Source organism: Ruegeria sp. BHSB056 (assembly GCF_059613305.1).
Genome location: NZ_JBXWSG010000069.1, coordinates 1 through 21,542 on the forward strand (window position 1 = coordinate 1; position 21,542 = coordinate 21,542).

The 21,542-nt window shown below is 55.1% G+C and carries 21 protein-coding genes; 18 read left to right on the forward strand and 3 right to left on the reverse strand.

From position 1 onward, the window contains the following. Window positions 1-180 (reverse strand): winged helix-turn-helix transcriptional regulator (locus AC2FND_RS15040; RefSeq protein WP_496770596.1); only part of this gene is annotated, 180 nt, incomplete at its 3' end. Between the two features lie 140 nt (window positions 181-320). Here AC2FND_RS15040 and AC2FND_RS15045 point away from each other — a divergent pair. Next, complete coding sequence (locus AC2FND_RS15045) at window positions 321-1,211, forward strand: DMT family transporter (RefSeq protein WP_496770598.1); 891 nt, start codon at window positions 321-323, stop codon at window positions 1,209-1,211. A 501-nt stretch (window positions 1,212-1,712) separates the two neighbouring features. Here the strand turns inward: AC2FND_RS15045 and AC2FND_RS15050 are convergent. Beyond that, entirely contained in the window at window positions 1,713-3,029 is a 1,317-nt protein-coding gene (locus AC2FND_RS15050) for an aminotransferase-like domain-containing protein (RefSeq protein WP_496770600.1), read from the reverse strand. Between the two features lie 102 nt (window positions 3,030-3,131). Between AC2FND_RS15050 and AC2FND_RS15055 the strand changes: the two genes are divergently transcribed. The 8 genes from AC2FND_RS15055 to dcsG all read left to right on the forward strand — a co-directional run bounded on the left by AC2FND_RS15055 (window position 3,132) and on the right by dcsG (window position 10,983). Continuing rightward, window positions 3,132-4,340, forward strand: coding sequence for an MFS transporter (locus AC2FND_RS15055; protein WP_496770601.1), 1,209 nt, complete (start codon window positions 3,132-3,134; stop codon window positions 4,338-4,340). A 67-nt stretch (window positions 4,341-4,407) separates the two neighbouring features. Beyond that, window positions 4,408-5,277 (forward strand): YqcI/YcgG family protein, encoded by an 870-nt coding sequence (locus AC2FND_RS15060; RefSeq protein WP_496770603.1) that lies wholly within the window; start codon window positions 4,408-4,410, stop codon window positions 5,275-5,277. A gap of 60 nt (window positions 5,278-5,337) precedes the next feature. Beyond that, complete coding sequence (locus tag AC2FND_RS15065; protein WP_496770604.1) at window positions 5,338-6,156, forward strand: arginase family protein; 819 nt, start codon at window positions 5,338-5,340, stop codon at window positions 6,154-6,156. A gap of 29 nt (window positions 6,157-6,185) precedes the next feature. Beyond that, complete coding sequence (gene dapF, locus AC2FND_RS15070) at window positions 6,186-7,010, forward strand: diaminopimelate epimerase (RefSeq protein WP_496770622.1); 825 nt, start codon at window positions 6,186-6,188, stop codon at window positions 7,008-7,010. Then, window positions 6,997-7,974, forward strand: coding sequence for a cysteine synthase A (gene cysK, locus AC2FND_RS15075; RefSeq protein ID WP_496770606.1), 978 nt, complete (start codon window positions 6,997-6,999; stop codon window positions 7,972-7,974). Before dapF ends, cysK begins: the two co-directional genes overlap by 14 nt. Before the next feature lie 51 nt (window positions 7,975-8,025). Then, a complete protein-coding gene (gene metX / locus AC2FND_RS15080) occupies window positions 8,026-9,249 on the forward strand; it encodes a homoserine O-acetyltransferase MetX (protein ID WP_496770608.1) in 1,224 nt (407 codons plus the stop codon). Beyond that, window positions 9,246-9,992, forward strand: a complete 747-nt coding sequence (locus AC2FND_RS15085) for an SDR family oxidoreductase (RefSeq protein WP_496770609.1) — start codon at window positions 9,246-9,248, stop codon at window positions 9,990-9,992. Before metX ends, AC2FND_RS15085 begins: the two co-directional genes overlap by 4 nt. A 37-nt stretch (window positions 9,993-10,029) precedes the next feature. Beyond that, window positions 10,030-10,983 (forward strand): D-cycloserine synthetase, encoded by a 954-nt coding sequence (dcsG, locus tag AC2FND_RS15090; RefSeq protein ID WP_496770611.1) that lies wholly within the window; start codon window positions 10,030-10,032, stop codon window positions 10,981-10,983. Between the two features lie 318 nt (window positions 10,984-11,301). Here the strand turns inward: dcsG and AC2FND_RS15095 are convergent, their stop codons facing one another. Further along, complete coding sequence (locus AC2FND_RS15095; RefSeq protein WP_480508080.1) at window positions 11,302-11,955, reverse strand: GntR family transcriptional regulator; 654 nt, start codon at window positions 11,953-11,955, stop codon at window positions 11,302-11,304. A 172-nt stretch (window positions 11,956-12,127) separates the two neighbouring features. On the opposite strand from AC2FND_RS15095, the gene AC2FND_RS15100 reads away from it, so the two are divergent. The 9 genes from AC2FND_RS15100 to AC2FND_RS15140 all read left to right on the forward strand — a co-directional run. After that, a complete protein-coding gene (locus tag AC2FND_RS15100) occupies window positions 12,128-13,207 on the forward strand; it encodes a Gfo/Idh/MocA family protein (protein WP_496770613.1) in 1,080 nt (359 codons plus the stop codon). 101 nt (window positions 13,208-13,308) lie between these two features. After that, window positions 13,309-14,316, forward strand: coding sequence for a TRAP transporter substrate-binding protein DctP (gene dctP / locus AC2FND_RS15105; protein ID WP_496770614.1), 1,008 nt, complete (start codon window positions 13,309-13,311; stop codon window positions 14,314-14,316). A 32-nt stretch (window positions 14,317-14,348) separates the two neighbouring features. Beyond that, window positions 14,349-14,909: a TRAP transporter small permease gene (locus AC2FND_RS15110; protein WP_480508074.1), complete on the forward strand. Its 561-nt coding sequence runs from the start codon at window positions 14,349-14,351 to the stop codon at window positions 14,907-14,909. Next, the gene (locus AC2FND_RS15115) at window positions 14,906-16,201 is read left to right on the forward strand and encodes a TRAP transporter large permease (protein ID WP_480508072.1); all 1,296 of its coding nucleotides are present in this window, start codon (window positions 14,906-14,908) and stop codon (window positions 16,199-16,201) included. Before AC2FND_RS15110 ends, AC2FND_RS15115 begins: the two co-directional genes overlap by 4 nt. After that, complete coding sequence (locus tag AC2FND_RS15120; protein WP_496770616.1) at window positions 16,198-18,084, forward strand: bifunctional sugar phosphate isomerase/epimerase/4-hydroxyphenylpyruvate dioxygenase family protein; 1,887 nt, start codon at window positions 16,198-16,200, stop codon at window positions 18,082-18,084. The genes AC2FND_RS15115 and AC2FND_RS15120 overlap by 4 nt, the downstream gene beginning before the upstream one ends. Further along, window positions 18,081-18,893 (forward strand): citryl-CoA lyase, encoded by an 813-nt coding sequence (locus AC2FND_RS15125; protein ID WP_496770617.1) that lies wholly within the window; start codon window positions 18,081-18,083, stop codon window positions 18,891-18,893. The genes AC2FND_RS15120 and AC2FND_RS15125 overlap by 4 nt, the downstream gene beginning before the upstream one ends. After that, a complete protein-coding gene (locus AC2FND_RS15130) occupies window positions 18,886-20,070 on the forward strand; it encodes a Gfo/Idh/MocA family protein (protein ID WP_496770618.1) in 1,185 nt (394 codons plus the stop codon). Before AC2FND_RS15125 ends, AC2FND_RS15130 begins: the two co-directional genes overlap by 8 nt. Further along, window positions 20,067-20,726 (forward strand): hypothetical protein, encoded by a 660-nt coding sequence (locus tag AC2FND_RS15135; protein WP_496770619.1) that lies wholly within the window; start codon window positions 20,067-20,069, stop codon window positions 20,724-20,726. The genes AC2FND_RS15130 and AC2FND_RS15135 overlap by 4 nt, the downstream gene beginning before the upstream one ends. A 3-nt stretch (window positions 20,727-20,729) precedes the next feature. Beyond that, on the forward strand, window positions 20,730-21,542 hold an 813-nt coding region (locus AC2FND_RS15140), incomplete at its 3' end, for a Gfo/Idh/MocA family protein (protein ID WP_496770621.1).

Genomic DNA, 21,542 nt, shown 5'->3' on the forward strand with positions numbered 1-21,542 from the left:
TCCCTCGCTGCTTCCCTCGACAAAACCAGACGCGCGGAGCTCCCTCAATCGCGTGTTGAGCGCGGTTGGCGAAACGGTCTCACAACGAATTTGCAACTGCCGGAAGGTCAATGGCCCAGTTGCCAGCTGCCAGATGATGCCGAGCGCCCAGGTTCGCCCGAGCAGATCAAAAAGCGCCATGATTGGTTTGCCGGTCTTTGAGCCTCGGACAGGCTGTCCTGGGACGGGCATTTTTGATGGCATAGGCGGCCTCCATATTGCTATGTTTTTTGTAGCGATTTAATGCTACTAGTTATGTAGCGATTCCGTGGAGGCTTGTCATGTTGATTCTTCCTGTGCTGGCGGCGGTTAGCGCGTCTTTGGGATGGGCGACAGGCATCGTTTTGGCGCAATGGCCAGCGCGCCATTTGGGCGCTTTTGAATTCACCCGAATCCAACTGATCGCCTGTTCTGCGATACTCACAATTATCGTCAGTTTGCTTGGTTATTGGCAATCCATCAGATGGGAATACTGGCCTTCATTCGCAGCGAGTATTTGCATTGGGATTGTATTTGGAAATCTGACAATGATCGAATGTCTGCGCCGCGGAGGCCCGCGCCGCACCGAACTTCTCCTTTCTCTTAAGGCACCTCTCGTCGGTCTGATGGCATATCTGTGGCTCAAAGAAGCGCCAAGCACGAATGATCTGATTGGAGCAGCGATCACATTGTTTGGAGTTGGACTTGCGGTCTTTTTCGGGGGCGACAAGCGCTCCAAAAGCGATGTCACGACAGGTAGCTTGGCAACAATCATAGTTCTTGGCATTGCCGCGACAGCATTTCAGGGTTTTGGTTTCCTAGTAATGAAACCGGCAATGCTTGCGGGAACTGAGCCTTTGGCCGCGTCCGCGCTCCGCCTGTTGGGGGCTGCATTCTTGATTTCTATTGTTGCTCTGTGGCCTACGGAAACATTCAAGCCTCAGACCGCAACGACACCCCTTCTGCTAGGTCGTACCATTCTACCAGGCTTCATCGGTTACGGCATTTCTTCAACTTTGCTGCTATATGCCTTTGAGTTGCTTGACGCGGGCATTGCCGCTGTTCTTGGCTCGCTGTCGCCCGTCCTCGTGCTCCCAATTCTTTGGTTCAAGGAGGGCTTGGTCCCACGCCTGCAAGCTGTTTTGGGGGCGGCCTTGGCAGTTGCGGGAACCGCTGTGATCGTGCTGCTGTGAGCCAGCACTTCAAGCTGCCGCCCGCGCAAGTGCAGCGAAAGCTGTCTTCGTCCCGCAAACTTCCAGTTTGAGCAAAGGTCGTCTTCGTGCCTATGGCTAAAGTTGGCAAAGCGGGTTGCAGCCACAGCATCTCGACCAATAGGTGAAGGGCAGGTTTGGGCCGTCCTCATCCCTCCGCTGCACGCCTGGCGATCGGATACTGCGACTGCTCCGAAGTCGGCACTGAGCCCTTACCGGACCTCTCGATCTTATGCTGCGCTCGCTCGCAGCGCCAAATGGTCTGCACAAGCACGAATTTCCACAACACGGCGCGGCATGGTTTTGAACCAATCGCGCATCGCGCAGCATTATGTGGAGGGGTCAACTTACGAAGTGCGCAAATTAGTGAACTATTACCGGTGTCGCGCCAACGTCCGATTATTGGGCTACCGAGCGACAGGCGGAAGGTTTGATGTTGTGATGTTCAATTGTTACCCGACTGAGCCAAAGTTCATTATGGAACTAAGCCATGTCTACAACTCTGCAGATACTCTCTAGACTTAGCCTTAGGCCTTCATCGCTGATTCCGCCAAAGGCCAGACGTAGTGCATTATCCGTGCCGGGTGGCACTGCATATGGCTCTGCCGAGGAAACTGCGACACCCCTTTCCGCCAGCATAGATACGATCGGATCAGCCCGCTTTCGCTTCGGTAAACGCACCCAAGTGAAGCTAGCGTTTCGATGTGAGCAGATATCGTACCCGTTCAAATACTCATGGCAAAGCCGCTGCCCTCTGGCACCGGCCTCCCTGCGCCTGTTCTCGAATTCCAAGATTGAGCCATCTTCGATCCAGTGCGTAACCAATGCGGTAATAACAGCCGGTGTGTTCCAGGTTGTTGCCCGGATCGCCATCGTCACAGCTCCAGCCAAGTCCGGAGGCACTACTATGTACCCGAGTCGCAGGCCCGTAGCCAAAACCTTGGACACACCGCCAATGTAAACGGACCGCTCCGGCGCAAGTTGAAGAAAACTTGGTGGCGGGTCAGTTTCAAGAAAATCGTAGGCTCCGTCTTCTATTACCAATAAGTCAAAGTGTCGGGCGACAGCGACAATTTCCCGGCGCGTTTTCTCGTCCATCACCGATCCTAGTGGATTGTGAACGGTAGGGGTGAGATAGACCGCGCGGACTGATTTGGTTTTGCAAAGACGAAGCAAGGATTCCGGATTCATGCTTCCTTCTCTCTCAGCAACTGAGTGTAGCGAAAGGTCCCGTAAACCGACCACTGCGCGAAACCCCGGATAAGTTAGCTGGTCAGTTGCAACGATGTCGCCTCGCTTTAGGAGACCCAGGGCGACAATCGAAAGTCCGTGTTGGGCGCCGGATGTGATGAACAAGTTCTCTGCATCGATCTCTCCAACTCTGTTTGAGAGATAAGCAGCGATGGTCCGTCGCTCACTCAACACCCCGCCATGTGGTTGATAGCGCAGAATAGAATTTAGGTCTCCGCGTCTGGCGAGCCAACGCAAACCGGACCGCAGGACGTCCCCGTCACCGGGATCGGCTGGCATGTTGAACACCAGGTCAATCGGCGGCGCATCCTCAAACTGTTCAATTCCAAGGGTGAGCGGTAATTCCGGGTTTCTGACGAACATGCCGCGTCCGCCTTCCCCTACAATGAAGCCCCTTTGCTTCAGTGTTTTGTACGCACGCGTTGCTGTCGCTAAAGCCACCCCGTTTTGCTCTGCAAAGGCCCTGTGTGTTAGCAGGCGCGTTCCAGGGGGGATTTCACCGGATTTGATCTGCGCTACCAATTTTTCTGCTAGGTCCAGATAAACCATGTTGGGCCTCAGCACTTTTTCGCTGTCCTTAGTACAATACTATAATTGTGATAACAGCGGTTCCGTGTCAACCTCAGGTTTAGTTTTCTGAAGGATGTCACCATGCGAGAGACCATTAGCCACGCGATTCTCGCGTTCGCGTTGTTTACCACAACCTATGCAGTAAATCTGCAAGCTCCGCTGTACTCTGTATATGCAGAGAACAGCGGTGTTGGGGCAACTGCGGTCACGATTGGCTTCGCCGCGTATGTAGCAGGTTTGATGCCAACGCTCATCTTGCTTGGCGGCATGTCAGACCGAATTGGTCGCAGGCTACCAGTGGCGATGGCGCTGGCTTTGGGTGTCGGCGGAACGGCTCTATTGGTTTTCGCTCCCACCTGGCCTTCTTTGGTTTTTGCCCGTTTTGTTCTGGGTGTTTCCACAGGATTCGCTACCACAGCCGGGACGGCATACATGGCTGAGCTATTCAGTCAGGATCGCACGAGACAAGCCACATTGCTGGTAACGTCCGCCACCTCATTGGGCTTTGGGGGAGGCGCGCTGGCAACCGGTCTCAGTCTGGCCCAATGGGGGCCAAGCATTATGCCTGTCAGCTTTGTCGCTCTATTCCTCGTTGCCCCAGTTTTGGCGCTGGCAGTGCTTGCTCTACCCAAAGCAGACAATCCGCAAAGAGTGGCCATGCTGCGTTTGCCTGTCTTTCCTGAAAGAACATGGCAATACGGAATGGCGCTGGCGCTTGCCTGGTCTACCACCGGTATGACCATTGCAGTCGTTCCGCTGCAACTTCATGAGCAGGGACTCGGCGCATATACCGGGTTGGTCATATTCCTGGCCATCTTCGTCGGTTTCCTGTCGCAGCCGCTGGCCCGTAGGTTGACGAACATAAGCGCATTGAGAGTTGGATTTGTACTCGTGCCGCTCGGCTTCCTCACGGTATTGGTCGGCGTCTGGCTCAAGGAAATCTGGCTGGTTCTTGCTGGAACGGGGATCACAAGCTCGGCTAGCTATGGATTTACATACCTGTCGAGCCTATCAGAGTTTGCAATCCGCGCGCCGGAAAACCGCGCACGCGCCGCTGCCGGGTTGTTTGTCTATGCGTATGTTGGGTTTTCGCTGCCAACGATCGCAAGTGGCGCCATGGCCGATAAGTTTGGCCTTCTCACAGCAATGTCGGTTTTTGCCTCGCTGCTCGTCGCCATAACAATTGCGGTTGGATGGTTAGGCAGATCGACCGGCCGTACCGAACCCGCAAACCTAACCGACGAGCCAATATTCCGCGGTGAGTCGGCACAGGCGGTCAAATCAGGCTAAAGCCGCGAATGCGTTGTCGCAGGTCAGGGTAAATCGCACCCATTTCATCAAGGGAAAATTTGAAGCCATGACAACAGATGTTAATGATTTATTGAGCACTGAACAGCGTGTCACAACGAGTGTCACAGTATTGCAATCGCAACCTTACGTTGCGGCAACTGCGCAGGGATGGCACAGGGAAGCCTACGACGACGTTTACGACCGCCTGGCCAACGAAAACGGATTTCCGTGTGTGTTTTCAAAGAACGCGATCCGTAAGGGCCTGCTGAAGTTTATCTTTGTCGAAGGAAATGGCCTGGAAGATATGAAACGTTTGGCAAGGGGGCTCATGGGTTTTGTCGAGGTGAGTTCAGATTGGAATGGCGAATTAAACACGGCCTATCCATTGGTCGTTGCGTTTTCAGAGAACGCTATCTCGGCCCGCTGCGTCGAAGAATATCACGCCTTTGGATGGCGAACGCTCCAACGCCTTCATTCGTTGGACAATCAACCTTGGCCCAAGGATGTACCGTCTGACCCCGGCTCGACGGCTTGGTCGATGTGCTTTAGCGGGATGCCAATTTTCTGCAATATGAGCAATCCAGCTCACCAAAGGCGGGCGAGCCGAAATTTAGGGAAACATTTCAAATTGGTCATTAATCCGCGCGAGCGGTTTGACAAAGTTGCAGGCGATACCCCTGCCGGTCGAAGAGCCCGGGCGAACATCCGCGAACGAATTCTTACTTACGATGGTCAGCCACACTGTCCTCAACTTGGGTCCTATGGGGAAGATAGCCTCGAGTGGTGGCAGTACAGCCTCACCGACAAAAACGAGATCCGTACAGATCGATGCCCCTTCAAATCGGACCGATCGCCCAGCATCACCCAGAAATGCCCACATACCGGTGAACATTTGGCCCCTGGACGAGCTGGAGAGAAAGGAACTGAAACAACCTAACGTCGATTGAACTTGCCTGATTCAGAAATTCCAACCTGATTCCAAAAGGACACACTGGATATGTTCGAACTCATAGTTTCCCAAGGACGAATAGCAGATCGCAAAGAACGCACAATCGAGGGCGCATTGCAGACCGCGAGAATGCTGGAAGAAGCCCTTGGACTCAAAGGGAAGTATTTCGGATCGCCAGAGCCTGCGAAAACTGACGACTGGACGCTCAGCCTTCCAGAAGCAGAACAGACTTTGGTCTGCCTGCAGGCCGCTATCGCGGACAGCATCGAAGCAAGCCGAACACCTATCATGGTCGCCAATACTTGCTCGGCCAGTCTTGCCTCGCTGCCAACCCTTGCTGAGCGATTTCCGGAAGCCATACTGCTTTGGGTCGATGCACACGGCGATTTCAACACGCCGGATACGACAGGCTCCGGATATTTGGGTGGTATGGTGCTGGCCGGGGCTTGTGGTCTTTGGGACAGTGGGCACGGAAAAGGGCTACGCCCTGATCAGGTGATTTTGGTCGGCGCACGCGACATCGACCCCGAAGAGCTGGCGCAGCTGCGTAGGTCCGGTGTCCGAATTTTGCCGCCAGAAGAGGCGACGCCTAACGCCGTACGCGAGGCCGTGGGAAAAGCACCAGTCTGGATTCATGTCGATTGGGATGTAATGGAGCCAGGCCACATACCTGCGGATTACAGTGTACCGCATGGGTTTCTGCCGAAACAATTGCGCGAGATTTTCCAGGCGATTCCCTCTGGTCAACTTGTCGGCTTGGAACTTGCAGAGTTCCACGCACCGCTTTCGGAATCCGAGAGTCGCGCGCCGTTGAAGCACATCCTGAGCATAATCGAGCCTTTGCTTGAGCCGGAGGCAGTAGTTTGACCGGGCTTGAGCACATCCCATTCACCAAGATGCACGGTGCCGGAAACGACTTTGTCGTTCTTGATCTGCGGGGACGTTCGGAGCCAACGCCCGAATTATGTGCGGCAATGTCCGATCGAAACACCGGGATCGGGTGCGACCTCGTGCTAGGGATTGAGCCGCCACGTTCACCTCGCGCATTGGTCTCGTTCCGTATCTGGACCTCTGACGGTCAAACTTCACAGCAATGCGGAAATGGTGCCAGATGCATCGCTGCATGGGCTCAAAGGACCGGGCTCACCGCTTCTGATGCTTTCGAACTTGATAGCCCGTCCGGGCCACTCGAAATCATGTCGCTCGGTCGCGATACATACTCTGTCAAGTTGGCACCGCCGTCTTTCGATCCGGACGCACTACCCCTTCACGGCTGTAAGAAACAAAGACCTCCCTATTCACTCGAAACACCTGAGGGCAATGTCATTCGCTTTGGCACAGTGTCCATGGGCAATCCACATGCCGTGATCGAGGTTCAGGACATAAAGGGTGCACCCGTCAAAACAGTCGGACGGCTGCTTCAGAAGGTACCTGAACTGCCAGACACCATCTGTGTCGGTTTCGTAGAAATTGTTGATCCAGATCACTTGCGGTTGCGTGTCTTCGAATTTGGCGCAGGGGAAACCCTCGCATGTGGAAGCGGTGCCTGCGCTGCTGCGTCGTACCTGATGCAGCAAGGCCGGGTCAGTCGAGATGTCTCAGTTTCGATGCCTGGTGGGACGCTTCAGATATCTTGGCCTGACGATCATCAGGCACCAATCACAATGACAGGCCCTGCAGCCTTTGTTTTTGAAGGAGAATTCGCTTATGCCACTATTTGATAGCATTCTAGATACCATTGGCCGGACGCCGATTGTAAAGCTGCACCGCATCCCACCAGAGCATGTAGACATCTACGTCAAGGTGGAGTCTTTCAATCCAGGCGGTTCGGTGAAAGACCGGCTTGCGCTCGCCGTAGTCCTTGATGCTGAAGCAAAAGGTCTACTGAAGCCAGGCGACACAATCGTCGAATGCACGTCCGGCAACGTGGGCATAGCGCTGGCTATGGTGGCGGCAGCTCGTGGCTACAAATTCGTCGCTGTAATGTCGAACACCTATTCACTCGAAAGGCGCAAGCTGATCAGAGCATACGGCGGCAAGGTGCTGCTTTTTCCTGGTGAATTGGGCAGCAGTGGAGGCAACAAAATCGCTGATGACCTGGCGGACAAGCACGGCTGGTTCCGGGCACGGCAATTCGATAACCCTGCAAACCCAGCCTACCATCGTGAAACGACCGCAACCGAAATTCTGAGCGATTTCGCAGGAAAACGTCTCGATTATTTCGTAACCGGCTTTGGTACCAGCGGAACATTGACCGGTGTTGGTCAAATGATGAAACGTGCTCGACCAGATGTGCAAGTGGTTTGCGCGGAACCAGAAAACGCCGCGGTTCTGGCTGGAAAGTCGTGGAATCTGCATGAAATTCAAGGGTGGGCGCCAAACTTCGTACCAAGCGTCATGGACCAGACCGTCATCGACCACCTTCAACCCATAAACGAAACCGTCGGACGCGACACAGCTCGTCGGCTGGCTGCTGAAGAAGGCATCTTTGTTGGCATTTCAGCTGGGGCAACGCTCGCGACGGCTCTTGAGGTCGCCCATACCGCTCCGCGCGGTTCTGTTTTGTTGGCCATGCTGCCGGATACAGGTGAACGTTATCTATCCACATTCCTCATGGAAGATGTGAGTGAAGGGTCGGATGACGAGTGGCTCGATTCACTGGACCGCGAGTTGGAAACAGCCTGATCTATACACCTCACGCTACCGCGCTCTCGTCAGAGAAGGAGGACATATGCAATGCTGGAACAGCCGTTGACCAAGCTACCCACCTATTCCAGTCGTGAATTTATCCCGCCTGGCAGTCGCTTCTTGTTGTTACCTGAGGAGTTTCCCATGAGACGCGGAGGGTGTCTCAAGGGAGGTATCCTAGCCTATGAAACTTGGGGGACACTTTCGCGGGGGCGCGACAACGCAATTCTCATATTGACGGGATTGTCACCGGATGCGCACGCCGCCTCTTCGCCCACGAACCGGGAAGCCGGCTGGTGGGAACGTATGGTTGGTCCTGGCAAAGCCATCGACACCGACACATGGTTTGTAATCTGTGTCAACTCGTTGGGAAGTTGTAAGGGCTCTACCGGTCCAGCATCTCTTGTTCCCGACAGTACTCGCACGTACAGACTTGATTTCCCTCAACTCAGCATCGAAGATATTGCAGATGCGGCAGCGTTTGCCGTGCGCGCCCTTGAAATCGAGACCTTGGCATGTGTGATTGGTTGTTCAATGGGCGGGATGAGCGCACTATCTCTGATTTCTCGTCATCCGGGTCTCGCTCGTACTCATATTAGTGTTTCGAGCGCCGCGCATGCAGCTCCGTTCGCTTTAGCCGTGCGTTCGCTCCAGCGACAGGCTATCCAAGACGATCCAAACTGGCGGTCTGGACAGTACAGCAACGAGAGTTACCCGCTTGCGGGCATGTCGATCGCTCGAAAACTTGGGCTTATCACCTATCGGTCTGCGACTGAGTGGCAAGCGCGATTTGGCCGAAATCTGGCCGCAAGTGGTTCGGCCAGCCAACGAAGCGGAATGCAATGTCGCCCAGAGTTCGCCGTCGAGAGTTATCTTGAATTCCACACAAGGAGATTCCTGCGGGGGTTTGATCCGAATTCTTATCTGTACTTGAGCCAGTGCATTGATCTGTTTGATATTGCAGACCAAGCGAACGGGTGTGCCGACAGAGCATTGTCACAACTCACACTGGAACGCGCTTTGGTCCTGGGCACGGATACAGATATTCTATTTCCATTGTATCAACAACGCCAGATCGCCGATGGCTTACGCGCCGCTGACGCAAGAACCCAATTTACTGAATTGGATAGCCATCAGGGCCACGACGCCTTCCTCGTCGATATTCCGTCATTCGGGGCACCAATCGCTAACTTCCTTTCCGATCTCGGGCGGAAGCCTCCGGTCGTTCGCGCAGCACCAAATGTGGCAGCAAGGGAGGAATTCGTCCTATGAAAAAAGATGCTGGAAAGATTGCTCTGGTGACCGGAGCCAACCGTGGAATAGGATTTGAAATTGCGCGTCAGATCGCACAATCAGGTGCTCACGTTCTGCTGTCCGGTAGAAGCTTTGAGCACGCCAATATTGCGGCTCATATGCTTTGCGACGAAAACCTGATTGCCACTCCGATCCAGTTGGACGTGACCGACCCAGAATCGGTTAGTCACGCAGCGGAATGGATTGCCAGCACCTTTGGTCGGCTCGATATATTGGTCAACAACGCAGCCATAAGAATTGAGGACTATGGTATCGCGCCATCTGGACAACCCATGTGGAAGTGGCGGGAGACGTTCGAAACTAACCTCTTCGGCGTAGTTGAAGTTACACAAGCTCTGCTCTCGCTGATCCGAAACAGCGAAGCAGGGCGCATTGTCAATGTGTCTAGCCTATTAGGTTCAGTTGGAACCCATAGCGATCGCAGCTCTTATGCCTACAGTGACATGTTCAAGTCATTGCCGGCTTACAGTGCGTCGAAATGCGGGGTCAATTCCTGGACCGCGCATCTTGCATACGAGCTGCGGGATACGCCGATCAAAGTGAATGCCGTTCACCCCGGTTACACCAAAACTGACATGAACGATGGGTTAGGTGATCTGGAGATACCCGAAGGAGCCCGTACTAGCGTCCAAATGGCGCTGCTTGGATCGGATGGACCTTCCGGATCATACGTCCATCTCGACCGGATTATTCCGTGGTGAACACGCCCCACATTCTCAGTCAATAAGGTTTGAAAAAATGAAGCATGTTGCTCTCGTCACCGATCCAGAAAGTTTGCCAATTGACTTCGATATGGACTTGCTGATTGATGCCTGCGTTGCTCAAGGAGTACAGCCCGAAATAGTTGAATGGACTGATCCCAGCGTTCCCTGGGGAAAATATGATGCCGTTCTGCTACGTTCGCCTTGGAGCTACACCAAACATCTCAAGAGATTTCGAGATTGGTGCGCTCACGTAGATGCGCAGACTCATCTCATCAATCCTCTGGCAGTAATCAGTTGGGGTTTGGACAAAACTTACTTGAAAGACCTGGAAGCACTTGAGGTCCCTATCGTGCCGACAGAAATCTTGACGCCTAATGCGAAGATCGATGGCCGCCTCCGATCTTTTCTGGAAGATCATCCTGAATGCAATGAACTTGTCATAAAGCCAACAGTTGGCGCTTATTCCCAGAATGTTGGTCGCTTCACGCACCAAAACATCGATTCTGCCGTTCGGCATGTCGAGACGCTCTTCGCAGCTGGCCACAGCGTCATCATTCAACCCTACCTCACGTCGATTGATGAGCTTGGCGAAACGGACATGATCTTCTTCGACGGCCACTACAGTCATGCTATCCGAAAAGCAGCGCTTTTGATGCCCGACGGCACAGTAAATGTTCCAAGCACTGACATGCGCTCCACGCGAGTTGCTTCTCCGACCGAAAGGGAAGTGGGAATTAGAGCGCTAAAGGCAGTGACCAAGATTTTCGGATTGGAATCACCGCTACTTTATGCTCGCGTCGATTTAATCGAAGACCAAAATGGTGCTCCCGTTCTTCTTGAATTGGAGATATCGGAACCTTCCCTAAGCTTACAGTTTGCTCCTGGAAGCCCGGATCGTTTCGCACAAGCAATCGCGAATAGGCTAACTTCTACCGATACTGCAGGTGCAGATATCCAACAGCTTACACAAGGAGTCGGCTCCGGCTGATAACAATCCAGTACCCATCCGACCGTAACACCCTATTCTGCTTTTAGCCCGCCTGATGAAGGGCGGGGTATGGCATCCCCGGGACCCCGCAGTTCCTCTCAGCAATGACAGCTATAGTGAGTTAGGCTGCAATGCAGCAAAAAGACTGCTACGCATACCAATGAATGCTGCGTTAGCAAAGTGGCCAAACGACAATGTCGGCAAAGTCCGCGCACTGTGAATTCGTTCAGCGCCAAATTCTGCACCTGCAGCGAATGACCGGATTACAGGCAGCGACCGCAGAATGCTAGCAGAGTGCCGAATGTCTCCAATGGGCCTTCAGAACGCCGCGAGAGTATGTTCTAAACCCTTCTCGATATGCGTCTGCAGTGTTTTTGCTGCGCGTCCGACATCACGTTCGAGCGCAGCGTCAAACATCTCCCGGTGTTCCTCCACGGCTTCCTCGCCGCGGTACGTGAGGACCAGCATCTGGTAGCGCAAATACTTGTCGTAAAGCACGGCGTGCAGCGAGAGTAGATTCTTCGAACCACAGGCTTCGATCATGGCGAGATGGAATTCCCAATCGTAGCGTTTCCAGTCTTCCTTTTGGCTGTCATCTCCTTCGAGCATCTTCTGCTCCATCAGGTGGAGCTTGTGATGCGCCGCGACAAGGTTGCCTTCCCAGTCTGTGTCGCCTTTTTCAACCGATAGACGCAAAGCGTGGCATTCGAGCAGCACTCGCAAGTTTGCGACTTCGATCAAGTCCTCTGGGGACACAGGTGTCACAAAAAACCCCCGTTGATCTTGCGCATCGACGAACCCCTCGCTGGCTAGCCTGTTAAGGGTTTCCCGCAAAGTAGACATCGACGCCGAATAGCGTTCGCGTAGGCCATCCAGCTTCAGCTTGGATCCCGGAGCGAGGTCACCGAAGATGATGTCGCGTTTGATGCGCTGGTATGTTGATGCACCTACGACATTGCGAGACTTTGCCATTTGTTTTCATCCGTTGGTTGGTGGGATTTCCGACAAAGTATCTCAAAGCTCACGGCTCTGCAATTCTCCGAATAATATGTCGTAATTTAAAATATCCGATGATATTGATTTCGTGTGGTGATGTTGTGTAGGTTGTCCAAAGCAAAGAGTCGGGCAGTGGAGAGACCTGAACATGTCAAGGAAAACGCAAATCGCTGTTGCAGGATTCGGCCTCGTCGGACGTCGCCATGCAGAGGTTGTGAGGCGCGCGCCGGACCTGACCTTGGCGGCCATTGTCGAGCCCAGCACCGAAGGTCAAGAAGCTGCGGCTGCTTTAGGCGCGCCAGTTTTCGCATCACTCGAGGAGATGCTGCAGACGTCAAAGCCAGATGGCGTGCTGCTCGCTACTCCGACCCCTTTGCACCTGGAGCAAGGCTTGACATGTATCGCCGCTGGCTGCCCGGTTCTGATCGAAAAGCCTGTCGCAGTCACTTCGGAGGAGGCGCGACAGCTCACTGAGGCTGCAGACAGGGCGAGTGTTGCCATGCTCGTGGGTCATCACAGGCGCCATAATGGGATGGTTCAAGCCGCAAAACGAGCACTGACTGAAGGTGCGGTGGGCGATATTCGAGCGGTTCAAGCGACCTGTTGGTTCTACAAACCTGACCACTATTTCGAGGTCGCGCCTTGGCGCACCAAGAAAGGGGCAGGACCCATCTCGGTCAACCTCGTGCACGACGTTGATCTGTTAAGGCACTTCTGTGGAGAGGTTGTATCCGTCCAAGCCATTTCAGTTCCTTCTCGTCGTGGCTTCGAGAACGAAGATCTTGCGACAGCAGTCCTTAAGTTTGCATCAGGTGCTATTGCTACAATTTCGGTTTCTGATAGTATCGTGGCCCCCTGGAGTTGGGAGTTAACGGCCCGCGAGAACCCCGCATACCCGGCTACCTCTGAAAGTTGCTACTTGATCGGTGGGTCAGAAGGTGGATTGTCCTTGCCCGATTTACGGGTTTGGAGACACAACAACGCTCCGAACTGGTGGACGCCGATCTCAGCACAGAATCTGACCTGCAAGATGGAAGATCCTTTAGCAGTTCAGATGGCACATTTCGCTGGCGTGATTGCAGGGCGCGAAGAGCCATTGGTGTCAGGATGGGAGGGTTTGAAGTCCCTCGAAGTTGTTGAAGCCGTGGCGCTTTCATCCGCTTCGGGCCGTGAGATTTCGCTGACCAATGAAGTCGGAGCCAAACCCATCGAGGTCGCCTGTGCATAGTCAAAATATCTGATATTTTGGAAAACATATTGCTAAACTTGAAAAATCGACCATAAACATCGAGACGCCGGTTTCGGCGCAAAACCCAAGGGAGGAACCTCATGTTGAAACTTTCACGCCGCGCCGCACTTGCTTCGGTTGCAGCACTCGGTCTTGTCGCCTCTGCGATTCCTGCAGCGGCTGACGGCCACAAAATCACATTTACGTTGGCGACGTCCGGCTCTGAAACCGACCAGCGTTCGGTCGCCATGGCCGAAGTCTTTGCGCCGATGGTTGCCGACTTTGCCGACTATCAGGCAGGTTATAACGGAACGCTCTTTGCGCAAGGCACCGAACTTGAAGCCATTGCTGGCGGCAACCTGACCATGTCGATCGCTTCTGCACAGGAACTCGCTCAGTTCTTCCCTGAATTCTCAATTTTCGCGACGGGCTATGTCCATCAGGATGCTGCGCATCAGGTGCGGGTTTTCAACGACCCGCTAATGGATCCGTTCAAGCAGACTGTTGAAGACGAGCTTGGTGTCAAACTGTTGTCGGTTATGTATCTGGGCCGTCGTCACGTGAATCTGCGTCAGACCCGCGAAGAAATTGATGTGCAAACACCGGCTGATCTGGAGGGGGTGAACCTTAGGATGCCGGGTACGGATGCATGGCAGTTCCTGGGCTCTGCCTTGGGCGCGTCGCCCACACCGCTCGCATTCTCGGAAGTTTACACGGCGTTGTCGTCGGGCGCGATTGACGGCCAGGATAACCCGCTTCCTACGGTCGTGGACCAAAAGTTCTACGAAGTAACCAAGCAGATCGCGCTCACGTCGCACCTCGTCGATCTGAACTACATCGCTTTCTCGCTCGAGACATGGAACAGCCTTACGCCGGAGCAGCAAGAGACCGTGGAGGCAGCCGCCGATGCAGCCGCTGAGTCTGGCCGTCAGGCGCAGTTGGCCAAGGAAGAGAGCTTGGCCGATTTCATTCGCGAGCAGGGCGTCGAAATCTATGAGCCCAACCTCGCGGCGTTCCGCGAACACGTACAAGCTCAGTACCTTGGCAGCGAAGTTGCAGATTCCTGGCCCGACGGCGTGCTTGAGAAGATCAACGCGCTGGGCAACTAAGCCACATAAACACACGTCGCGGGAGGACGGCAATGAACACACTTTTCAAATGGTTCACCCGCGGCGCAGAATTTATTGCCGCCATGGTGTTGGCGGCGATTTTCATCATCTTCCTTTTGGGAATTGTGTTCCGCTACGTCCCCTTTTTGGAACCCATCGGCTGGTCGGTTGTTCTAATTTCGCTCTTGTGGGTTTGGCTGATCTTTTTCGGCGCCTCGTTCATCGTGCGCGAAACTGACCATGTCAATTTTGATGTCCTCTACCTTGCAGTGCCACGTCCCGCGCGCAAAGTGTTGGCCCTATTGACTGCGGTCCTGATGATTGTGGCGATGGTCTATACCTTCCCAGCCGTCTGGGAGACTGTGTTCGCCAACCGGCTGATGGACCTGAAGAAAATTCAGACATTACGCGTGCCGATCACTGGGGACAAAATTGCTATCAAATGGTTGTTTGCGCCCTTTGTGATGATGATGGTTGTCGTCACGCTGCGCTACGTTTGGCGCATTTATACCGTGCTAAAGTACGGACCACCCGCAACGGAATTGGAAGCCATCGCCTCGGTGGATGATGCCAAAGGGGAGGCGTTCAGATGAGCATGGAACTCCTCTTCGGGATGATCGCCCTCTTTGGCATGGCGGCCATCGGCACACCCGTTGCTTATGCGATCCTGGTCGGCTGCATTGTCTATCTGGGTGTGGCGGGACAGGACGTTGCCATCGCCGGAACGACTATGGTGCAGAGATTATTTGACGGTTTTCTGCTGCTTGCTGTGCCGCTGTTCATCGCCTCAGCAAATATTATGAACGCAGGTTCAATCTCGGACAGACTCTTGCAGTTTTGCATTGCTCTGGTTGGCCGGTTTCGCGGTGGCATGGGGCATGTGAACGTTGTGGCCAGCCTGATCTTCTCCGGCATGTCCGGCTCGGCGGTTGCAGACGCGGCGGGCATTGGCAAGATTATCATCGACATGATGGTGAAGAGCGGTCGTTATACGCGGGGCTATGCGGCCGCGATCACGGCAGCGACGGCAACCATCGGGCCAATCATCCCGCCCTCCATCCCTATGGTTCTCTACGCACTCGTGTCCAACGCCTCGATTGGTGATTTGTTTCTAGCGGGTATCGTGCCGGGCCTTGTCATGGGCATTGTCCTGATGGGTATGAACACGGTGATTTCGCATCGGCGCGGGTTTGGCCAGGAAGATCCGGTCCCATTGCGCGAACTCCCCAGGTTGACAGTGCGCGCAACGCCCGCGCTTCTGATGCCTGTAATTCTTCTGGGCTGTATCTACTCCGGCGTTACAACGCCGACCGAGGCCGCTGCCATTGCTGCGCTGTATGCACTGATCGTCGCGGCAGGCCTTTATCGCGCGATCAAATTCAAAACGCTCTATGAGATCTTTGTAGAGAGCGCGCGCGCGGCGGCCTCCGTTGGCCTTGTGATCGGGGCCTCTATGATCCTGACCTACGTGGTTATTCAGGAAAACGTGCCGCAAGCGATCTCTGACATGTTCGCAGGCGCCGACATCAGCCCGTTGATGTTCATCTTGTTAGTCAACATCCTTGTTCTGTTTCTGGGCTGTATCTTGGACGCGACAGTTATCATTCTCGTCATCATCCCACTTTTTATCCCAACTTGCCGAGAACTAGGCATCGACCTGGTTCATTTCGGCGTGTTGGTCGTGGTCAATTCGATGATCGGGTTGATTACGCCGCCCTACGGCATCTTGCTGTTTGTCATTAACGCAGTGACTGGCATTCCATTGAAGGAGATCATTCGCGAAATCTGGGCGTTTCTTGCGGTTCTGCTGGGCGCCCTTCTGTTGATGATCATGTTCCCGGGAATTGTGCTGTGGCTACCTAGGTTGTTTGGATATGAGGCATGACGCGGCTTTCCATCGCGACAACGAATGTGCCTGGTGACCTATCCGGGAAGCTGGAACAGATCGCTGCCGCTGGCTTCTCTGGTGTCGAGCTTTATGAACCCGATCTGATAGGATTTGCGGGCAGCGCTTCGGAAATTGGCAAGCTGGCCTGCTCTCTGGGATTGGACATAGATGTATTGCAACCGTTTCATGACTTCGAGGGAATGAGCGGTGAAACCCGCAAAACTGCCTTTACGCGTCTAGAGCATAAATTGTCCGTCATGGAGGCGCTCGGCGCGCGGACGCTCCTGATTGGAACCAGCACGCATCCTGACGCATCATCGGACATCACACAAGTCATCGAGGATTTCGGGGAACTGGCGGATCGCGTCGAGGGGGCGGGCTGTCGTGCTGCCCTTATAGCATTACCTTGGGCTCGGCAGATCACCACTGAGCTTGAAGCGTTCAAGATTGTTGAGGCGGTGGATAGCCCTGCGCTTGGCTTAGCGCTGAACTCGTTCTTCTCCCTTGCTGGAGGGGAACAGGCCGCACGGTTGCGCGATATTCCCGGGGATCGGGTCTTTCATGTTCAGCTCTCCGACGCACCAGCCCTTGATTTTGACATCACCAGGCTGAAAAGCCATTTCAGCCTGTTGCCGGGGCAGGGTGGGCTGAACTTAGCAAGCTTCGTACGGATCGTAGCGCGGTCGGGCTATCAGGGGCCTTGGTCCATAGCGCGTGTCGGTGCAACCGCGGAAGGCAGTAGGGAGTCTCATGCCCGCGATGCGTTTCGCGCGTTGGTCTCGCTTCTGGATGAAGTTTCGGCCCGCGAGCCTGCACTTGCCCATCCGCTTGATGGCCTTCCGCCACGCGTTACTCCGAAGGGTTTAGAATTCCTTGAGTTTGCCGCTGGCGGTGCAGATCGTGATCGACTTGCGCGCCTTCTGGAAAAAATGTGCTTTCGCAAAGAACGCCAGCATCGGTCGAAGTCCGTCGAACTTTGGCGACAGGGCGCGATTAACATTGTGGTCAACTCCGAAACCAAAGGATTCGCGGCCGAGGCGCGGGCTGAGCATGGACCTTGCGTCTGCGACATGGGCCTGCGTGTTCAAGACGCTGAGCAAACGGTCACTCGGGCCACGGCCCTTGGCGCCCCTGCTTTTTCTCAGCCGGTCGGCAGCGGCGAGTTGGATATTCCGGCGATCAAAGGTGTTGGTGGGTCCGTCGTGCATTTTATTGACGAGAAATCCGATCTGCACCGCGTGTGGGATATCGAATTCGATCCGGTCCCCAAGGAAAGCGCTGCACAGCCGGCTGGCCTTAGGCGTATCGACCATGTCGCGCAAACCATGCGCTATCAAGAAATGCAAAGTTGGTTGACCTACTACCTCTCGACCTTCGAGATGGAGAAGGCTCCGGTCGTTGATGTGGCGGACCCGTCGGGCATCATCCTGAGCCAGGCCCTGGCCAGCCCTGAAGGAGAGGTGCGGTTGAACCTCAACGGCGCAGGCGAGCGGCGTACCTTTGCAGGCGCCTTTCTGGCGCAGGGCTTTGGTGCCGGTGTGCAGCATCTGGCGTTTCTGAGCGATGATATCTTCGAGACTTCGGATTTGCTGCGGGCCGCCGAGTTTGAACGACTAACCATGCCCGCAAATTACTACGACGATTTGCGGGTTCGCTTCGACCTCGAAGATGATTTGGTCGCCAGGATGAAGACAGGTGATATCCTTTATGACCGCAATGGAAGTGGGGAGTACTTCCAGATCTATTCGGTTCCGATATGGGGCGGGTTTTTCTTCGAAATTGTTGCTCGCAAAGGCGGCTATCAGGGATACGGCGCGCGGAATGCTCCGATCCGACTGGCTGCACAGATGCGCTATCTGAAAGAACTGGAAACAGCATGACTACAGACGCCGACGCGGTGCGCCACTGGTGGCGAACCTCGATCATTGACATGGCACCCGGTCGGATCGCGTTTCGCGGTCGTCCCATCGAGGATTTGATTGGCAACGTCAGCTTTGGTCAGATGATATGGTTGATGACGCGCGGCGATCTGCCGTCGCCGGAACAAGCGGATTTACTAGAATGCGCCCTGGTTGCTGGCGTTGACCACGGTCCGCAGGCCCCTTCGATTGCTGCTGCGCGAATGGCCGCTACGTGTGGTGTTGGGCTGAACAACGTTATTGCGACAGGCGTCAACATGCTCGGCGATGTCCATGGTGGCGCGGGCGAGCAATGCGCGGCGCTTTATGAGGATATCGCTGCGCGGATGGACTTGGGCCAAGGCGTTGAAGTCGCCACGCGAGACGGCCTTGCCAAGTGGCGGGAAATCTATGGCAAGATCGTTTCAGGCTTTGGCCATCGGTTCCACAAACCCGTCGACCCGCGCGCGCCCCGCCTAATAACGCTGATCCGCAAGGCGGCGGAGGCGGGCACTGTATCGGGCAAGTATGCCGATATCGGTGAAGCCGTGCAGGCCGAGATCGGCCGTGCGCGCGGCACAGAGATTGCCATGAACATAGACGGGGCGACGGCGGTGATCTTCTGCGAATTGGGCTTTCCGCCGCCTTTGTCGCGCGGGTTGTTCTGTCTCAGCCGCTCTGTAGGTGTGCTCGCCCATGGCTGGGAACAAATGCAGCAGGGCGGGCGCAACAAAGGGCCGATGCCGCCCGCGTATCTACCGGAGTATGTACCAACGGGGGACAATGAGTGAGCTTGCGAAAACCTTCCGGGTCGGTCTGATAGGCACCGGTCGCATCAGCGACATCTATCTCAAGAACATCAAGGGGTTTTCCGGAGTTGAGATCACTACCTGCGGCAGTCTGAACATGGACGAAAGCCGCGTCAAAGCGGCGGATTATGCTGTGCCGCGCGTGGCGCCGCCGGAAGCGATCATTGCCGATCCAGAAATCGACGCAGTTTTGAACCTGACTATTCCGGCGGCACATGCGGGTATCAGCATTGCAGCGCTGGAGGCGGGCAAGCACGTCTACTCTGAAAAGCCCTTCGTCACCGATCTGCCGGACGGGCGCCGCATCCTTGATCTCGCCAGATCACGCGGCCTGAAAATCGGCAATGCGCCGGACACGTTTTTTGGGGGGCGATGGCAGACCTTGCGCAAACTGCTGGACAGCGGTGCCATCGGTGAGCCGCACGGCGTTTCAGCATTTGTGCCGACCAGTGGCGTAGAGCGTCATCATCCCAACCCGGATTTCTATTATGCCAAAGGTGGGGGGCCGCTTCTGGACTTGGGTCCTTATTACCTCGCGGCGATGGTGTTCTGCCTTGGACCAATTGCTCGCGTTGCCGGGCTTGGCCGGAAGCGTGAAGCCTCGCGTTTGATAGAAAACGGCCCGCGCAATGGAGAAATGATGCCGGTCGAGGTCGATACCCACTGCTTAAGCTTGATCGAGTTCGAAAACGGTGTGACTGGGCAGATGATGGTCAGTTTCGACGTGTGGGAAAGCGAAACACCGCGACTGGAGATCTACGGTTCGAAAGGCACACTTTGTATTCCTGATCCCGATCCAGGGGACGGTGCGAACATCTTCCAAGGGCCGGTTTGGGTGCGTACTCGTAACACCGCACGCTGGACAATGCGCCCCCGACCCAAGGCGCCCGCGGACTGGCAGGTGGCCGAGAACACCCACGGTTTGAACTTTGATGCGCGCGGTGTTGGGCTCGCTGATTTGGCTGTAGCCGTGCGCGAAGGGCGTGAGCCGCGTGCCAGCGGCGCATTAGGCCTCCACCTTTGCGAGGTGATGGACGGTATGCTGCAAAGCCCCGGCCTGGGGCGCTTTGTCGACATCCAAAGCACCTGCACGCGCCCGCCTATGTTGGCCGAAACAACCGAACCTGGGCTGAATATCGATCTAAGAGCTATGAAATGACCATCGAAACTTTGACCATTGGTGATCCGTTCTTCGCCGTCCGCATTCTCAAGGACGAGGATGGTTTCGCGATCTCTGGAAAAACCATTGTACTGAATCTGGCCGACGCGCCCTTGCGCGTGCGTGAGCAAATCATTGGCCCGCTGCAATCCGTAGTTCTAAAAAGTACAGATATCCACGATGTGGTCCATGCGGTTCTGATCGAGGGCTTCGCTGATCACGATGATGAGCAAGCACTGCTTGAGAGTATTCGGCAGGCATGGCCAACGGCGTTTCAATTGCGCGGCGAAGAGCGGTTACGCGGCGTCGAACACTATATGTCGCCCAAAGTCTGGGTCGGTCAGTACGGTTTCACGTTGTACCATTCGGCCTCGGTCCCGCTGAACGTCGGATTGCACCGCGATCACGCTTTTTGTCCGGTGCCAGGGTTCCGCGAAGTACACACTCAGATCATCGGTTTCGGCAAGATGCAGCAATGCCGCGAGAAAGATGTCGACACGCTCTATCTCGAAGAACCAATGGCCCCGGGAGCGACACACCGGCCCATGTATGACGCCGAGGGAAATTACCCATGGCATCAGTTCGAAACCATCACGCCCTCGGTTTTCATGGCCGTCGAAATGCTGCCAGAGGGCGCAGTCCCGCCGGAGGTTTGAGACATGCTTTTGCCAGAACAGATTGACTTTGATGGACCATTTCCAAGACTCTCCCGCCGCCTCCGTCTCGGCGTAGTGGGTGGAGGGCGCATTTCGGGCATGCAGGCAACCGCTGCGCGGATGACCGACCGATGGGAAGTTGTGGCCGGTGCTTTCTCTTCTGACCCCGCTCGCGCCAGAGCCGCGGCAGCGGAGTGGTATTTGCCTGAAGATCGTTGCTACGCCTCGTTCTCACAGATGGCCACTGCTGAAGCAGACCGCGTTGATGGCGTGGACGCGGTGATGATCACCACGCCGAACCATCTTCATTTTGATTGCGCGAAAGCCTTTCTTGAGGCCGGAATTGACGTGCTATGCGACAAACCGTTGACGAATGGGGTGACCGAGGCCGAAGCCCTTGTCGCGTTGGCTGACCAAACGGGCTGTATCTTTGGTGTCTCTTATGTCATGTCGTGCTTTCCGATGATCCGGCAGGCGCGCGAGATCGTGGCAGAGGGTGGTATCGGCAAAATCAACCAGGTCCATGTGGAATTCATGCAGGACTGGTTGACGCCCGAGGACGTGGCGGATGCGCCTCATGTGAAATGGCGGCTTGATCCATCGAAGTCGGGCAAAACAAGCTGTGTTGGTGACATCGGTACACATGCCGCGCATCTGGCGAACTTTGTCAGTCACCTACCTCTGACTGAACTTCGCGCCGAGTTCCATGTCTGCGGCGCGCCGAAACAACTAGAAGACACGTTCTTCGCCTGGACCCGTCACGGCGATGTGCCGGGAACGCTTATTGCCACACGTCTTGCGCCCGGCAATCGCGGC

Coding starts and splice junctions, on each gene's coding strand:
- dctP (WP_496770614.1), top strand. CDS start 13,309: ATGTTGAAACTTTCACGCCGCGCCGCACTTGCTTCGGTTGCAGCACTC.
- AC2FND_RS15100 (WP_496770613.1), top strand. CDS start 12,128: ATGTCAAGGAAAACGCAAATCGCTGTTGCAGGATTCGGCCTCGTCGGA.
- dcsG (WP_496770611.1), top strand. CDS start 10,030: ATGAAGCATGTTGCTCTCGTCACCGATCCAGAAAGTTTGCCAATTGAC.
- AC2FND_RS15055 (WP_496770601.1), top strand. CDS start 3,132: ATGCGAGAGACCATTAGCCACGCGATTCTCGCGTTCGCGTTGTTTACC.
- AC2FND_RS15045 (WP_496770598.1), top strand. CDS start 321: ATGTTGATTCTTCCTGTGCTGGCGGCGGTTAGCGCGTCTTTGGGATGG.
- metX (WP_496770608.1), top strand. CDS start 8,026: ATGCTGGAACAGCCGTTGACCAAGCTACCCACCTATTCCAGTCGTGAA.
- cysK (WP_496770606.1), top strand. CDS start 6,997: ATGCCACTATTTGATAGCATTCTAGATACCATTGGCCGGACGCCGATT.
- AC2FND_RS15130 (WP_496770618.1), top strand. CDS start 18,886: ATGAGTGAGCTTGCGAAAACCTTCCGGGTCGGTCTGATAGGCACCGGT.
- AC2FND_RS15085 (WP_496770609.1), top strand. CDS start 9,246: ATGAAAAAAGATGCTGGAAAGATTGCTCTGGTGACCGGAGCCAACCGT.
- AC2FND_RS15095 (WP_480508080.1), bottom strand. CDS start 11,955: ATGGCAAAGTCTCGCAATGTCGTAGGTGCATCAACATACCAGCGCATC.
- AC2FND_RS15060 (WP_496770603.1), top strand. CDS start 4,408: ATGACAACAGATGTTAATGATTTATTGAGCACTGAACAGCGTGTCACA.
- AC2FND_RS15110 (WP_480508074.1), top strand. CDS start 14,349: ATGAACACACTTTTCAAATGGTTCACCCGCGGCGCAGAATTTATTGCC.
- AC2FND_RS15065 (WP_496770604.1), top strand. CDS start 5,338: ATGTTCGAACTCATAGTTTCCCAAGGACGAATAGCAGATCGCAAAGAA.
- dapF (WP_496770622.1), top strand. CDS start 6,186: ATGCACGGTGCCGGAAACGACTTTGTCGTTCTTGATCTGCGGGGACGT.
- AC2FND_RS15120 (WP_496770616.1), top strand. CDS start 16,198: ATGACGCGGCTTTCCATCGCGACAACGAATGTGCCTGGTGACCTATCC.
- AC2FND_RS15135 (WP_496770619.1), top strand. CDS start 20,067: ATGACCATCGAAACTTTGACCATTGGTGATCCGTTCTTCGCCGTCCGC.
- AC2FND_RS15125 (WP_496770617.1), top strand. CDS start 18,081: ATGACTACAGACGCCGACGCGGTGCGCCACTGGTGGCGAACCTCGATC.
- AC2FND_RS15050 (WP_496770600.1), bottom strand. CDS start 3,029: ATGGTTTATCTGGACCTAGCAGAAAAATTGGTAGCGCAGATCAAATCC.
- AC2FND_RS15115 (WP_480508072.1), top strand. CDS start 14,906: ATGAGCATGGAACTCCTCTTCGGGATGATCGCCCTCTTTGGCATGGCG.